A 15037-nucleotide genomic window follows, 5' to 3' on the forward strand; every position below is an offset into this window, starting at 1 on the left:
ATTTCCGCTAACCGCCGCGAAATCAGACAGTTTTCAGCGGCGGCTGCGGTTTTTTAGCCAGCAGGATAAACACCAGGATCGCCGTCATAAAGCAGCCAAAAATCGTGGCGCACATGCTCAGCACCGAGGTGCCGCCGATGCCGGTGATCGGCACGGTAAGGGCACCCAGGGTAAACATCGTGACGCCAATCACCGCCGAGGCGCTGCCGGCGCGATGGCCCTGGCTTTGCATCGCCAGCGACGAGGCGGTAGTGGCGATGACGCCGTTGCTGGCGACGGTAAAGAACAGCGCGACCAGCAGCAGGGGTAACGGAGCCCGGGTCAGCGCGGCCAGCAGCAGCAGGCTGGAGGCGACAAAGGCCAGCGTCAGCCCGCCTTTCAGCACCCGATATTCACCCCATAACGGGCAGAGGCGGGCGCTGGTCTGGGAAGCAATCACCAGCCCGATGCCGTTTGCCGCAAAGCAGAAGCTGAACGCCTGGGGTGACAGGCCATAAAGTTGTTGCAGCACGAAGGGTGACGCGCCGATGTAGGCGAACATCCCGGACATGATCAGTCCCTGGGTCAGACAGAAGCCCATGAATGAGCGATGGGTTATCACCTGACCTAACGCGGCGTAGGCGGAAAAAAGCGAGCCATTGCTGCGGCGTGCCTCTGGCAGCGTTTCATGCAGCCTCCAGCGTGCCAGGAAAATCAGCAGCACGGCGATAGCCGCCAGCACCATAAAGATGCCGCGCCAGTCGACCACCGCCATCAGAATGCCACCCAGCACCGGCGCACCAATCGGCGCTAATCCGTTAACCAGCATCAGCAGCGCGAAGAAGCGTGTCAGTTCATGGCCGCTGTACATGTCCCGCGCAATCGCGCGCGACAGCACGGCACCCCCCGCGCCGGCTAAGCCTTCAAACAGGCGAGCCAGCAGTAGCTGGTCGATACTCTGCGACAGGGCGCAGCCCATTGAGGCGATAAACAGCAACGCCAGCGACAGCGTCAGCGGACGCAGGCGGCCAAACTTATCACTCATTGGCCCGAACACCAGCTGACCCAGCCCCAGGCCCAGCAAACCGGCGGTCAGGCTCAGCTGTGCAGTCGCGGTTTCGGTTTGCAGATCCTGCGCCATTTGCGGCAGAGCAGGCAGATAGAGATCGATACAGAGCGGGCCAAGTGCGGCCAGCAGGCCCAGCGTAATGGCGTAAACCAGCCGGTTGGAGTGTGCAGGGGTCATTGAGCCTCGGAATCGTAAATAGTGGGGAAATAGCGTGCGGCTAAGCCTGAAGCACCCATCGCGCCTGAATCAGCGTGACCTGCGTCAGAGGCGCGCATCCAGCCTGTTGCTGAAAACGGGCGGCCAGAGCGTGCCAGAGCCGCCGCAATTATACGGTGCCGCTGACGGTAAAACAGCCTTCTTTACTGAATCCTGACAGTGGCGAAGGCATTAAAAGTTCGCCATAAACTTGATTATTCTGGATTTATGTTCCAGGCTATTTTTCACATGGACAATCAATGAGGAACAACAAGATGAATAAAGTGATGGGATGTATCGCTGCGGCGCTGACGCTGGCTGCACTGTCTGGTTGTACGACTTACGATCGTGCTGAGAGCTACGTGACTAAGCCTGTGGTAAAGGATGTTAAAAAAGGCATGACGCGCGATCAGGTTCGTCAGATCGCGGGTGCGCCTTCGACTGAAATCACCATGGTTCACGCGCGCGGCACCTGCCAGACTTACGTGCTGGGTCAGCGCGACGGTAAGGCTCAGACCTACTTCGTCAGCTACAACGATACCGGCCGGGTGATGAACTACGGTTTCCAGAGCTGTGCGGAATATGACACTGACCCGCAGGCTCAGCAGTAATCCCGCCAGATAAACAAACGGCCCGTCAGATGACGGGCCGTTTTTCGTTATGCGTCTGACTACAATCCGGCCGGACGCGGCACCTCGACGTAATCACCGTTAATCTGCCGCTGGTAGTAGTGGCCCTCCTGCACATAAAAGCGTTTGCCGTTAAAGTCGAGCACCCGCATCTCATTGCTTACCGGTGACCCAGCGGGCGGCTCTACCACCACATACTCCTCCCCGTGACGCTGATAATAACTGCCGTTCAGCAGGTAATAGGTCAATCCGCCAATCAATACCGCGGTGGCCGCCTCAGGTAAAAAACGCACCGGTCCGGGACCCCCCCAGCGCGGACCGCCACCGTGTGGACCCCAGCCGCCATGTGGACCCCAGTCGCCGGGATGAGCGAAAACCGCAGCTGGCGTTAACAGAGCTAACGCCAGCAGCGAGGCGATAACTTTTTTCATAGGCGCTCCTCCTTTTCAGATGGAGGCAGAATTGGCTTTTTAGCGGCCAAAGACAAGCGCTAAAACGGCGAATTTTCGCCTGTTTACCATGCTTAACGCTTTCTTAACGACGTCGCCATGATACGGCGGGATTGTGGAGAATAAATGGGGGAGGAGGAACCTGGCGCGGGCGCGCCAGGTTTTACAGCGATTAACGATGCGCCAGTTCAGCCTGCTCGTCACTCTCCAGAACGCGCCGGTCGGTCAGGCCCAGCCAGCGGCTGGTCAGGGAGCCAGCGGTCATCGAACCGTTAACGTTCAGGGCGGTACGGCCCATATCGATCAGAGGCTCGATGGAGATCAGCAGCGCCACCAGCGTCACCGGCAGACCCATAGCGGGCAGGACAATCAGCGCGGCGAACGTAGCGCCACCACCGACACCGGCCACGCCAGCTGAACTCAGGGTGACGATACCGACAAGCGTGGCAATCCACAGTGGGTCAAACGGGTTGATCCCCACGGTTGGTGCGACCATCACCGCCAGCATGGTCGGATAGAGACCGGCACAGCCGTTCTGACCAATAGTGGCACCAAACGAGGCGGAGAAGCTGGCGATCGATTCCGGCACGCCCAGGCGACGGGTCTGGGTCTCAACGCTCAGCGGAATGCTGGCAGCACTGGAGCGGCTGGTGAAGGCGAAGGTAATCACCGGCCACACTTTACGGAAGAAGCGCAGTGGATTAATGCCGTTCAGCGACAGCAGCAGAGCGTGCACCGCAAACATGATCGCCAGACCCAGATAAGAGGCGACCACAAAGCTGCCCAGCTTGATGATGTCCTGTAGGTTAGAACCGGCAACCACTTTGGTCATCAGCGCCAGCACACCGTAGGGGGTCAGCTTCATCACTAAACGCACCAGCTTCATCACCCACGACTGTAAGGTATCGATGGCGACGATCACCCGCTGACCTTTGACTTCATCATCTTTCAGCAGTTGCAGCGCGGCCACGCCGAGGAAGGCGGCAAAAATCACCACGCTGATGATCGAGGTGGGGTTAGCACCGGTCAGCTCGGCAAACGGGTTTTTCGGGATAAAGGAGAGCAGCAGCTGCGGTACGCTCAGATCAGCGACTTTGCCGACATAGTTGCTCTGAATGGCGCTCAGGCGCGCGGTTTCCTGCACACCCTGCACCAGCCCTTCGGCGCTTAAGCCAAACAGCCCGGTAACGAACACGCCGACCAGCGCCGCAATCGCGGTGGTAAACAGCAGTACGCCAATGGTCAGCACGCTGATTTTTCCCAGCGACGAGGCGTTATGCAGACGCGCTACCGCACTCAGAATCGACACAAACACCAGCGGCATCACCACCATCTGCAACAGCTGGACATAGCCGTTACCCACGATGTTAAACCAGCTGATAGAGGCTTTGACCACCTCGCTGTTTTCGCCGTAGATCAGCTGTAAAACCAGACCGAACAGCACGCCGATCACCAGACCGGTCAGCACTTTTTTCGACAGACTCCAGTTCTGGCGGCTGAAGCGCGCGAGCAAGAGCAGCAGCACCACAAAGGCCAGGATATTGAGCGTAAGAGGAAGATCCATACCGAAACTCCAGAGTAATGCGGCCTTCCCGGTCAGGAAGGCCGCATAATGTTAATCACGAATTAAGACAGCAGGAATGGTAACAGCAGGCGGAGAGGGTGCCTTATATCCAAATGGCATGGGTTATAACTAAATAGCGCGTTACGCTGCTTTATTGCGCACTATGGCTGGAAATCAACCTTCCGACGCCATTTTGTAGCGTATCGAACAGCTGAGCTGGCCAGCCGTTGGCACCAAAAGAGGGCAAGCCAACCGGAAACCAGAGCGCGTAGCCCACCAGTCCGAGACATAATGCCCGTTCCAGCTGGTTGCCTTTCTGGCTGCGCAGGATCGGCAGACGGAAGCGCCAGCGGCAGGGCCACAGCAGCGGCACGCCTGCCGGGGTCAGCATATCGGCCACGATATGGCTGAGGTAGCCGAGCGTCAGCCCCTGCAACACGTCAGCCGGAATCGGTGAGGCTTTGGGCAGGTTGATCTGAAACAGCCACAGGCCCGCCGCCACCGCCAGCAGACTATGGGTAAAGCCCCGATGGCCAAACGCCCGCGCAATCGGATGGGAGATCCAGCGCAGCCGTTGTCCCAGCAGAGATTTTGGGTGATCGATGTCGGGCAGCAGGCAGGTCAGCAGGGCTGAGGGAACAAGATGCCACCAGTCGGCCTGCGCCAGCACCGGTGTCAGCTCAGCACGTTTAGCAAAAATCGCACTGGCAATGGCAAAAATGATGTGGCCTTCGCCCGTCATGATAGAACCTGGTTGCAAAGAAAACTGTCAATGCATCCAGTATAGGGATTTATCCAGTGAATGAGAACATGTGACGCTGTAACGAAGAGTGAATTTCTTTAACAAAGCGGACAGCGCGCTAACGCTGTCCGCCAGAACGATTAACGTGCCAGCCAGCCGCCATCGACGGCCAGGGTGTAACCATTCACATAGTCAGAGGCTGAGGAGGCCAGGAAGACCACCGGTCCCATCATGTCATCCGGTACGCCCCAGCGTCCGGCCGGGATGCGTCCGAGGATTTCATCACTGCGCGCCTGATCTTTACGCAGCTGTTCGGTGTTATCGGTGGCCATGTAGCCTGGGGCGATAGCGTTCACGTTAATGCCATGTTTCGCCCACTCGTTGGCCATCAGACGGGTTAAGCCCATCACGGCGCTTTTAGAGGCGGTGTAGGAGGGGACGCGAATACCCCCCTGGAACGACAGCATCGAAGCGATGTTGATGATCTTGCCGCCGCTGCCCTGCGCGATATATTGCCGCGCCACCTGCTGTGACAGGAAAAAGACCGTTTTGGTATTGATGTTCATCACATCATCCCAGTCCTGCTCGCTGAAGTTCAGCGCGTCTTCACGACGGATAATGCCCGCGTTGTTCACCAGAATATCAATCCGGCCTGCGGCGGCGACTGCCTCTTCAACCACCTGAGGCACACCCTCCGTACGCATCAGATCCGCCGATACCGACCAGAAACGGCGGCCCATGGCTTCCACCTTACGCTGGGTTTCATCAGGCTCAAAGCGGTTGACGCCGACGATGTCGCAGCCCGCCTGTGCCAGTCCTAACGCCATGCCCTGACCCAGACCGGTGTTACAGCCGGTCACCATCGCCACTTTGCCTTTAAGATCAAACGAATTCAGTACCATTTCTGCTTCTCCTCTGCTTAGCGCAGTTCACTGATTTTGACGTGGTCCATGTCATCAAAGACCTGATTTTCACCCACCATGCCCCAGATAAAGGTGTAGCGCTGGGTACCGACGCCGGCGTGGATCGACCAGCTTGGTGAGATCACCGCCTGCTCGTTGTGCACCAGCAGGTGACGGGTTTGTTGTGGCTCGCCCATCATGTGGAAAACCGCACTCTCCGGGCTCATATCGAAATAGAAGTAGACCTCCATGCGGCGCTCATGGGTGTGGCACGGCATGGTGTTCCACAGGCTGCCCTCATCCAGTTTGGTTAAGCCCATAGTGAGCTGGCAGGTTGGCAGCACATCCGGCACGATAAATTTATTGATGGTGCGGCGGTTGGAGGTGGCAGCGTCACCCAGCGTGGCGGTGGCCGCCTCCTGAAGTGTGATTTTTTTGTCGGGGAAGGTGCTGTGTGCTGGCGCACTGTTGTAATAGAACTTTGCGGGCTGGGCCGGGTCGAGGCTGCGGAACAGCAGATTGCGTGCGCCTTTGCCGATGTAGAGCGCCTCTTCATGGCCCACCTCCCAGCGCCTGCCGTCGACCTCAACCAGGCCTGGTCCGCCGATGTTGATCATGCCGAGCTCGCGGCGCTCCAGGAAATAGCTGACGCCCAGCTGTTTGCCCATCTCATCACCGAAGGTGACCGGCCGATTCACCGGCATCACGCCGCCGACGATGATGCGATCGATGTGGCTGTAGGTCAGGGTGTAGTGATCGGCGGTAAAAATATTTTCAATCAGAAACTCACGGCGCAGCGCGTCGGTATCGAGTTGTTTTGCGTGATCGCTGTGAATGCTTTGGCGAACGTCCATCTCGGGCCTCTCTGCAAGTCAGGTTATGCGCGCCCCGAATGGGGGCTCTCCTGGCATCTTAGGCAGAGCGGGATGGGAATTCAATAAAAATGAAACGTTGTTTTATTTTTTGCGGAGTAGATCAACCGCGCAGCAGGGCGACAGAAAAAAGCCCGCGCCAGGCGGGCTATCGTCTATCCCCGCAGATGCGGCAGGGTGAGCTGGGTCAGACTCTCCAGTCTGACATCGGCCAGCGCCCAGCGCGGATCGTCACGATGCGCGGCGGCGGGCACCACAATTGAGCGCATGCGCGCCGCTTTGGTAGCGATCATGCCATTGAACGAATCTTCCAGCGTGACGCAGTTAAGCGGGTCGATGCCCAGGCTGGCGGCGGCGTTGAGATAGACCTGCGGATGCGGTTTGCTGTAGGGCAGGCTCTCGGCCGAGGCCAGCACGTCGAAGTAGCGACGCAGGTTGAAGATCTCCAGCACCTGCTCCAGCATCGCCAGCGGCGAGGCTGAGGCGAGACCGATTTTCAGGTTATGCTCACGGCAGAGCTGTAGCGCGGTTTCCACGCCCGGCAGCAGTGGCCGCGTCTGCGCCACCAGCGTCATGGCGCGCGCAATAATGCGATCGGTGACCTCCTGCTGGCTGGGGCCCTGCCACGGCAGGGTTTCGTACCACATGCGCACCGTCTGATCGATGCGCAGGCCGAGGGTGTCAGGCATTTCACTGCGCCGCGACAGGTCCACATCCAGCGTCGAAAAAATATCCATCTCAGCCTGGTCCCATAACGGCTCAGAGTCGATCAGTAATCCATCCATATCAAACAGGGCGGCAAGAACAGGGCGGTGATAGGGCATCAGGCGTCTCCTTTTAAACGTCGGGCTTACCTTACCATCTTTGTCTGCGGGTGCGCAGCGCGACAGGGCCCGTGCGGTTCAGCCACGCTTTATTTGGGAAATTTCACTATTGGCAGGTAGACTGACGGCAAATTGGATTCCAGGTTCAGGAGACATCATGACCTATCAACAGGCTGGCCGTATCGCCATCCTCAAGCGTGTGGCGGGCTGGGCGCTCTTTTTAGTGGCGCTGCTCTCGACCATTATTTCGGTATTGAGCTTTATGTTTAAGCACAGCGAGAAGCAGCCTGGCATCGACGCGGTGATGCTCGATTTTGTCCACGTGATTGTCGATATGCTCCGCTTTAACACGCCGTTTCTTAATGTTTTCTGGCACAACTCTCCGGTGCCTGAATTTCACGGCCAGATGAACATCGGCTTCTGGCTGATCTACATCCTGATTTTTGTCGGGCTGGCGCTGGAGTCTTCAGGCGCACGCATGGGCCGTCAGGCGCGCCACATCAAAGAGGGCATCGAGGATCAGATGATTCTGGAGCAGGCGAAAGGCAGTGAAGGACGCAGCCGTCAGCAGCTGGAAGAGAAGGTGCGCGTGCCACGCCACACCATCTTTTTACAGATTTTCCCGCTCTACATTCTGCCGGTAGTGATCGCGGTGGCGGGTTACTTTGTGCTGTCGCTACTGGGCTTTATCTGACGCCGTCAGGCCGGTCTGGCCTGACTGAGCCCGAGCGCATCCTCATCCAGCAACTGGCCGATGGCGAACAGCGCATCGTCCGGCCAGTGCCCGCCAAACACGTTGGCCCGGTTCAGCAGGTAGTAGAGCTGATAAACCGGCAGACGCTGCGAAAATCCATCCGGTAACGGCCAGACAGCCTGATACCCCTCATAAATCTGGCGCGGCAGATCGGGATACCAGCTCAGCATCGCCAGATCGCATTCGCGATCGCCCCAGTAGCAGGCGGGATCAAACAGCCAGGGGCCGTCGTGGCTACTGGCGCAGTTGGCTGGCCAGAGATCGCCATGCAACAGAGAGGGCTGGGGATGATGCGAAGCCAGCACCCGCTGGACCGCGGCGATAATCAGCTCAGTGTCGCCGTAGTGAATGCCTTTCTCCGCGGCCAGCTGCAACTGCCAGCCAATACGCTGCTCGGCGAAAAACACTGACCAGCGGCGCAGCCAGCTGTTGGGCTGGGGCGTGGTAGTGATGTTGTTGTCAAAATCGAGACCGAACTGCCGCTGCTCACTCCACTGATGGAGGTGCGCCAGTTGCTGACCGAGCTGCCAGGCACTCTGCTCATCAAAGGGCTGAGGTTCGATATACTCCAGCAGCAGAAAGCTCTCTTCGCGATGGTGGCCGACACCATAAACCTTTGGCACGCGGACGGTGCCGGTGCGCGCCAGCAGGGCGAGCTGGTCAGCTTCCCAGGTAAACAGCGACAGCATCTCGCGGCTGTTACTTTTGACGAAGATGTCATGATCACCGTAGCGGATATGCCAGGTGGGATGAACGTCGCCACCCGCCAGGGCGCGACGCTGGGTGATTTCGGCGTTGCCTAACTGCTCGCTTAACAGACGACTAATGGCTGACCACATCGGGCTATCCTCGTTATTCGCTGCGTAAGTTCGATTGTAGCGCGTAAATATTCACCAAAACCAGCGTGAATCTCCGTTTATTCGGGTGGCGTGACCGGACGCTGGTCGTCCGCATCGCGCAGGAACTGCTCAAACGTGGTTATTGTCACCTCTGGTTTCTGTCCCAGCGCGCTCTCCCCGGCGGCGATCATCTGATGCTGAATTTCATCGGCGTCCAGCGTAGTGACCATGCCAAAACTGTTAGTACCCAGCTCATGGGGGTGACCGCTCTCATCGGTCAGCGTGGTGGTTAAACCTGCGGCGGTCATTGCGCCGGTCAGCTCCAGAATGTCACTCAAGCCCGATTCCGGGTAGCGAAAGGTAACGATATAGCGGGTTAACGAATGGTTGCTCATAACAGACCTCCGGCAAGGGAAACTGAACTGAGCGTAGACTATGGTGAAAAAATCAGCGAGTTATCGGCCGGAGGTGAGTAAAGCAGGTGACACGGCAGGTAAAATCGGGTAAATAGCCAGCGCGGTAACGGGCGGTTTATGCGCGCTGTCGCCTTGTATTTGTAGCTATAAGGTTAATCAGAGAAGTCCCAATTAACATGGATTGTCAGGGTAATACCACGCTTTTCTGGCGGGTTAATAATTTTTTACAAAACTTACCGTAAATTGGATTGATTGCCCGGTAAAACTCTTCAGACTCTCCGTTTTTCTAAACTGTCGCACGGATCACATTAAATGAAAGCTTATAACAAGCTGTCTGCTGTTCTTTTGCTCTCCGCCGGAGCGTTTTGTCACCAGGCACTGGCTGATAACGCCGTTTTTACCTCCATGGATGATCCTTCTACGGCGAAGAAACCGTTTGAAGGCTCTGCCGCCGCAGGTTATCTGGCGCAAACCGGTAATACCACCAGTTCATCCCTGACCGCTCAGACCAACATGACCTGGTATCAGTCCTCAATGGCATACAGCTTGTGGGGTAACGCGGCCAATACCTCATCCAATGATGAGCGCTCCTCCGAGACCTACAATATCGGTGGCCGTTCACGTTATAACCTGAACTCCTATGACTACCTGTTTGGTCAGGCGAGCTGGTTAAGCGATCGCTTCAACGGCTATGATTCCCGTGACGTGCTGACCGCCGGTTACGGTCGCCAGATTCTGAATGGTCCGGTGCACTCACTGCGTGCGGAATTTGGTCCGGGTGTCCGCTATGACGATTTCCATGACGGCGGCCATGAAACCAAAGCGCTGGGCTACGGCGCCATCAGCTACCAGTGGCAGCTGACCGACACCACCAAATTTGTGCAGGGCGTTTCAGTGCTGAGCAGCTTTGGTGAAGATACCACCGTGAACTCTGAAACCGGCTTGCAGGTCGCAATCAACAGCCATTTTGCGCTGAAGCTGGCTTACAACGTGACCTGGAACAACAATCCGCCAGAGTCTGCGCCAGATCGCACCGACACCAAAACCTCGGTGATGCTCTCTTACGCGATGTAAGCGCACTTTTGCCTGCGGCATCTACAGCGGCCTGACACTCTGTCGGGCCGCTTTTTTTTGATCTCTCCAGAGCTTAGCGAAAAAGGGATGGGTTTTTCTCACCGGGGAAAACTGCTATCATCGGCACCGCACTGCAATCCTGGCGACATTCCGACAATGTGGGTCTGATAGCACGCCAGGTCACTAAATTTACATTTATGTTGCATGTAGGCTTTCGTGTGGCTTACCACTGCAAATAAGGATATGAAATGCCTGTAATTACGCTTCCTGATGGCAGCCAGCGCGTGTTTGACCGCCCGGTCAGTGTGATGGATATTGCGCTGGACATCGGTCCTGGCCTGGCAAAAGCCTGTATTGCTGGTCGGGTTAACGGTGAACTGGTTGATGCGGTTGATCCCATCACCGAAGATGCCGCCGTGGCGATCATCACCGCTAAAGATGAGGCCGGTCTGGAAATTATCCGTCACTCCTGTGCGCACCTGTTAGGGCACGCGATTAAGCAGCTGTGGCCAGACACCAAAATGGCGATTGGCCCGGTCATTGATAACGGCTTCTATTACGATGTCGATATTGATCGCACGCTGACCCAGGAAGATATCGACCTGCTGGAAAAACGCATGCATCAGTTGGCGGAAACCAACTACGATGTGGTGAAGAAAAAGGTCAGCTGGCAGGAAGCGCGTGACGTGTTTGCCGCGCGCGGTGAAGTTTACAAGACCACCATTCTTGATGAAAACATCAGCCATGACGATAAGCCTGGCCTGTACCATCACGAAGAATATGTCGACATGTGCCGCGGTCCGCACGTGCCGAATATGCGGTTCTGCCACCACTTTAAGCTGCAAAAAATCTCCGGCGCCTACTGGCGCGGCGACAGCAACAATAAAATGTTGCAGCGTATTTATGGCACCGCATGGGCAGACAAAAAGCAGCTGGCGGCCTATCTGCAACGGCTGGAAGAGGCGGCGAAGCGTGACCATCGTAAGATTGGCAAGCAGCTCGACCTCTACCATATGCAGGAAGAAGCGCCAGGTATGGTCTTCTGGCACAACGACGGCTGGACCATCTTCCGCGAGCTGGAAGTGTTTGTCCGCAGCAAGTTAAAAGAGTACCAGTACCAGGAAGTGAAAGGTCCGTTCATGATGGACCGCGTGCTGTGGGAAAAAACCGGGCACTGGGAAAACTACAAAGAAGCGATGTTCACCACCTCTTCAGAGAACCGTGAATATTGCATTAAGCCGATGAACTGTCCTGGGCATGTGCAGATCTTTAATCAGGGTCTGAAGTCCTACCGTGACCTGCCGCTGCGTATGGCCGAGTTCGGTAGCTGTCACCGTAACGAGCCATCGGGTGCGCTGCACGGCCTGATGCGTGTGCGTGGCTTTACCCAGGATGATGCGCACGTCTTCTGTACGGAAGAGCAGGTGCGTGACGAAGTCAACAGCTGTATCCGCATGGTTTATGACATGTACAGCACCTTTGGCTTTGAAAAGATTGTGGTGAAATTATCCACCCGTCCTGAGAAGCGTATCGGTACGGATGAGATGTGGGATCGCGCCGAGGAAGATCTGGCCGCCGCGCTGAACGAAAACAATATTGAGTTTGAGTTCCAGCCAGGCGAAGGTGCGTTCTATGGACCGAAAATTGAGTTCACTTTATACGATTGTCTTGATCGCGCCTGGCAGTGCGGAACAGTTCAGCTAGACTTCTCCCTGCCAAAACGCCTTGAAGCAACCTATGTGGGTGAAAACAACGATCGTCAGACGCCAGTGATGATTCACCGGGCCATTCTGGGATCAATGGAGCGTTTCATCGGTATTCTGACCGAAGAATTCGCCGGTTTCTTCCCAACCTGGCTGGCACCGTTGCAGGTCGTGGTAATGAATATTACCGACGGACAAGCAGAATATGTTGAGTCTTTAACACGTAAGTTGCAGAATGCTGGCATTCGTGTGAAAGCAGACTTGAGAAATGAGAAGATAGGCTTTAAAATCCGCGAGCACACATTACGTCGCGTCCCTTATATGCTGGTCTGTGGTGATAAAGAGGTGGAAGCTGGCAAAGTGGCCGTTCGCACCCGCCGTGGTAAAGACCTTGGGACGATGGATGTCGATCTGTTTGTTGAGAAATTGCAACAAGAGGTTCGCAGCCGAAATCTTCACCAATTGGAGGAATAAAGTATTAAAGGCGGAAAACGAGTACTACCAACGCGACCGAACAAAATTAACAGTGAAATCCGTGCAACTGAAGTGCGCTTAACAGGCATGGATGGCGAGCCGATTGGCATTGTCACATTACGCGAAGCTTTGGAAAAAGCCGAGGAATCGGGTGCTGACTTAGTTGAGATCAGCCCGAACGCCGAACCGCCGGTCTGCCGCATCATGGATTACGGCAAGTTCCTCTATGAAAAAAGCAAATCTTCTAAGGAACAGAAGAAGAAGCAAAAAGTTATTCAGGTTAAGGAAATCAAATTCCGTCCTGGAACCGATGATGGCGACTATCAGGTCAAACTACGCAACCTGATTCGCTTTCTGGAAGAAGGCGATAAAGCCAAAATCACGCTGCGTTTCCGCGGTCGTGAGATGGCGCACCAGCAGATCGGTATGGAAGTGCTTAACCGCGTCCGTAAAGACCTGTGTGAAGATCTGGATTTGGCCATTGTCGAATCCTTCCCTTCGAAGATCGAAGGCCGCCAGATGATCATGGTGCTCGCTCCTAAGAAGAAACAGTAGGCTTTCAAGTAACACCGGCCGCGCAGCGTTCGCGCTGTGCGGTTAGCTGTTCGCCTGTCTGGGTCATGTTATCAACAATGCGAAGTGGATATTTTTTAAAATGCCAAAGATTAAAACTGTACGTGGCGCGGCTAAGCGCTTCAAGAAGACCGCTTCTGGCGGCTTCAAGCGTAAACACGCAAACCTGCGTCATATTCTGACTAAAAAATCTACTAAGCGTAAACGTCACCTGCGTCCGAAAGGCATGGTGTCTAAAGGCGATCTGGGTCTGGTTATTGCCTGCCTGCCGTACGCATAAGTAAATTTTTTAACTCATTCAGAATATTAAACAGGAGAGCTAAATGGCTCGTGTAAAACGTGGTGTAGTTGCTCGCGCACGTCACAAAAAAATCTTAAAACAAGCTAAAGGCTATTACGGTGCACGTTCACGTGTTTACCGCGTTGCCTTCCAGGCTGTTATCAAAGCTGGTCAGTATGCTTACCGTGACCGTCGTCAGCGTAAGCGTCAGTTCCGTCAGCTGTGGATCGCGCGTATTAACGCAGCGGCACGTCAGAACGGCATGTCTTACAGCCGTTTCATCAATGGTCTGAAAAAAGCAGCCATTGAGATCGACCGTAAGATCCTGGCTGACATCGCGGTATTCGACAAAGTGGCATTCTCTGCACTGGTCGAAAAAGCGAAATCAGCACTGGCGTAAGTCAGATGAAAAAGGGAGCTTGCTCCCTTTTTTATTGCCCGTAAGCTCAGCAAAAGATTGACATTTTTGTCCCCGCGCATTTCAATAGACCCCATCATGTATGATGACAAGGTAACCGCAAGCATGAATGCTGCTATTTTCCGTTTCTTTTTTTACTTTAGCGCCTGACATCCGGGGGCTTTTGCGCATAAGAAAAGAAACGAAAAATCGCGCTAAAAGCCTCCCTCGTGGAGGCTTTTTTGTTTCTGGCGTAACTATATTGGACCGGCAGGTCCCAACGAGAACTGACCAGCCTGACTGGAAAAAGAGGAAATTATGTCCCAACTCGCAGAACTGGTGGCCAGCGCCACGGCGGCCATCGACGGGGCGACAGACATCGCCGCCCTTGACGCGGTGCGCGTCGAATATCTGGGTAAGAAAGGACATCTGACACTACAGATGACCACCTTACGCGAGCTGCCAGCAGAAGATCGTCCCGCCGCTGGCGCGGTGATCAATGAGGCTAAACAGCAGGTGACTGAGCGCCTGAACGCGCGCAAAGATGCGCTGGAAGCGGCGGCACTGAATGCGCGTCTGGCCGGGGAGACCATCGATGTCTCTCTGCCAGGACGTCGCATTGAGAATGGCGGCCTGCATCCGGTGACCCGCACCATTGACCGAATCGAAACCTTTTTCGGTGAGCTGGGCTTTATGGTGGCCACCGGGCCTGAAATTGAAGATGACTACCATAACTTCGATGCGCTGAATATTCCGGCCCACCATCCGGCACGTGCCGATCACGACACCTTCTGGTTCGACGCCACGCGCCTGCTGCGTACCCAGACTTCAGGCGTGCAGATCCGCACCATGAAGGCTCAGCAGCCGCCAATCCGCATCATTGCGCCGGGCCGCGTCTACCGTAACGATTACGATCAGACCCATACGCCGATGTTCCACCAGATGGAAGGCCTGATTGTTGATAAGAATATCAGCTTCACCAACCTCAAAGGCACGCTGCACGATTTCCTGAATAACTTCTTCGAGGAAGATTTGCAGATCCGCTTCCGTCCCTCCTACTTTCCGTTCACCGAACCCTCCGCTGAAGTGGATGTGATGGGCAAAAACGGCAAATGGCTGGAAGTGCTGGGCTGCGGCATGGTGCACCCTAATGTGCTGCGCAATGTCGGCATCGACCCGGAAGTCTACTCCGGTTTCGCCTTTGGTATGGGCATGGAGCGTCTGACCATGTTGCGCTATGGCGTAACCGATCTGCGTGCATTCTTCGAAAACGATTTACGTTTCCTCAAACAATTTAAGTAA

The 15037-nt window shown here is 55.6% G+C and carries 18 protein-coding genes and 1 other annotated feature; of the genes, 9 read left to right on the forward strand and 9 right to left on the reverse strand.

Annotated elements, in window-relative coordinates:
* Positions 1–22 precede the first annotated feature (22 nt).
* The gene (locus tag ACCW71_RS02310) at positions 23–1225 is read right to left on the reverse strand and encodes a multidrug effflux MFS transporter (RefSeq protein WP_436369374.1); all 1203 of its coding nucleotides are present in this window, start codon (positions 1223–1225) and stop codon (positions 23–25) included.
* A 293-nt stretch (positions 1226–1518) separates the two neighbouring features.
* Between ACCW71_RS02310 and osmE the strand changes: the two genes are divergently transcribed.
* On the forward strand, positions 1519–1854 hold the full coding sequence (gene osmE, locus ACCW71_RS02315; protein ID WP_111139102.1) for an osmotically-inducible lipoprotein OsmE: 336 nt from the start codon (positions 1519–1521) through the stop codon (positions 1852–1854).
* A 59-nt stretch (positions 1855–1913) separates the two neighbouring features.
* Here the strand turns inward: osmE and ACCW71_RS02320 are convergent, their stop codons facing one another.
* From ACCW71_RS02320 to hxpB, 6 genes are all read right to left on the reverse strand, one after another.
* The gene (locus ACCW71_RS02320) at positions 1914–2303 is read right to left on the reverse strand and encodes a DUF6515 family protein (RefSeq protein WP_436369375.1); all 390 of its coding nucleotides are present in this window, start codon (positions 2301–2303) and stop codon (positions 1914–1916) included.
* Between the two features lie 190 nt (positions 2304–2493).
* Positions 2494–3885: an L-cystine transporter gene (locus tag ACCW71_RS02325; RefSeq protein WP_436369376.1), complete on the reverse strand. Its 1392-nt coding sequence runs from the start codon at positions 3883–3885 to the stop codon at positions 2494–2496.
* A gap of 151 nt (positions 3886–4036) precedes the next feature.
* Positions 4037–4627, reverse strand: coding sequence for a metal-dependent hydrolase (locus ACCW71_RS02330; protein ID WP_436369378.1), 591 nt, complete (start codon positions 4625–4627; stop codon positions 4037–4039).
* 140 nt (positions 4628–4767) lie between these two features.
* Positions 4768–5529, reverse strand: a complete 762-nt coding sequence (gene kduD / locus ACCW71_RS02335; protein ID WP_436369379.1) for a 2-dehydro-3-deoxy-D-gluconate 5-dehydrogenase KduD — start codon at positions 5527–5529, stop codon at positions 4768–4770.
* Between the two features lie 17 nt (positions 5530–5546).
* Positions 5547–6383, reverse strand: coding sequence for a 5-dehydro-4-deoxy-D-glucuronate isomerase (gene kduI / locus ACCW71_RS02340; protein ID WP_436369380.1), 837 nt, complete (start codon positions 6381–6383; stop codon positions 5547–5549).
* A gap of 173 nt (positions 6384–6556) precedes the next feature.
* Positions 6557–7225 (reverse strand): hexitol phosphatase HxpB, encoded by a 669-nt coding sequence (hxpB, locus tag ACCW71_RS02345; protein WP_436369381.1) that lies wholly within the window; start codon positions 7223–7225, stop codon positions 6557–6559.
* A gap of 157 nt (positions 7226–7382) precedes the next feature.
* On the opposite strand from hxpB, the gene ACCW71_RS02350 reads away from it, so the two are divergent.
* Positions 7383–7919, forward strand: coding sequence for a YniB family protein (locus ACCW71_RS02350; RefSeq protein ID WP_436369383.1), 537 nt, complete (start codon positions 7383–7385; stop codon positions 7917–7919).
* Positions 7920–7924: 5 nt separating this feature from the next.
* Here the strand turns inward: ACCW71_RS02350 and ACCW71_RS02355 are convergent, their stop codons facing one another.
* On the reverse strand, positions 7925–8818 hold the full coding sequence (locus ACCW71_RS02355; RefSeq protein WP_436369384.1) for a fructosamine kinase family protein: 894 nt from the start codon (positions 8816–8818) through the stop codon (positions 7925–7927).
* A gap of 77 nt (positions 8819–8895) precedes the next feature.
* Positions 8896–9213 carry a type V toxin-antitoxin system endoribonuclease antitoxin GhoS gene (ghoS, locus tag ACCW71_RS02360; RefSeq protein ID WP_436369386.1) on the reverse strand — a complete coding sequence of 106 codons (318 nt, stop codon included), beginning with the start codon at positions 9211–9213 and terminating at the stop codon, positions 8896–8898.
* A 333-nt stretch (positions 9214–9546) separates the two neighbouring features.
* On the opposite strand from ghoS, the gene ACCW71_RS02365 reads away from it, so the two are divergent.
* The 7 genes from ACCW71_RS02365 to pheS all read left to right on the forward strand — a co-directional run bounded on the left by ACCW71_RS02365 (position 9547) and on the right by pheS (position 15037).
* Positions 9547–10308, forward strand: a complete 762-nt coding sequence (locus ACCW71_RS02365) for a DUF481 domain-containing protein (RefSeq protein ID WP_436369388.1) — start codon at positions 9547–9549, stop codon at positions 10306–10308.
* A gap of 248 nt (positions 10309–10556) precedes the next feature.
* On the forward strand, positions 10557–12485 hold the full coding sequence (gene thrS, locus ACCW71_RS02370) for a threonine--tRNA ligase (RefSeq protein ID WP_436369389.1): 1929 nt from the start codon (positions 10557–10559) through the stop codon (positions 12483–12485).
* A gap of 3 nt (positions 12486–12488) precedes the next feature.
* Entirely contained in the window at positions 12489–13040 is a 552-nt protein-coding gene (infC, locus tag ACCW71_RS02375) for a translation initiation factor IF-3 (RefSeq protein WP_094120302.1), read from the forward strand.
* 100 nt (positions 13041–13140) lie between these two features.
* On the forward strand, positions 13141–13338 hold the full coding sequence (rpmI, locus tag ACCW71_RS02380) for a 50S ribosomal protein L35 (RefSeq protein WP_004157374.1): 198 nt from the start codon (positions 13141–13143) through the stop codon (positions 13336–13338).
* 43 nt (positions 13339–13381) lie between these two features.
* Positions 13382–13738, forward strand: a complete 357-nt coding sequence (gene rplT, locus ACCW71_RS02385; protein WP_003853267.1) for a 50S ribosomal protein L20 — start codon at positions 13382–13384, stop codon at positions 13736–13738.
* Between the two features lie 118 nt (positions 13739–13856).
* Positions 13857–13982 (forward strand) — a sequence feature (Phe leader region).
* A complete protein-coding gene (gene pheM / locus ACCW71_RS02390; protein ID WP_106120997.1) occupies positions 13862–13906 on the forward strand; it encodes a pheST operon leader peptide PheM in 45 nt (14 codons plus the stop codon). Its footprint overlaps the feature before it by 45 nt.
* Before the next feature lie 71 nt (positions 13983–14053).
* The gene (gene pheS / locus ACCW71_RS02395; protein WP_436369391.1) at positions 14054–15037 is read left to right on the forward strand and encodes a phenylalanine--tRNA ligase subunit alpha; all 984 of its coding nucleotides are present in this window, start codon (positions 14054–14056) and stop codon (positions 15035–15037) included.

Origin of the sequence: Pantoea sp. C2G6, from assembly GCF_051336815.1 — a bacterium.
GTDB lineage: Bacteria > Pseudomonadota > Gammaproteobacteria > Enterobacterales > Enterobacteriaceae > Pantoea.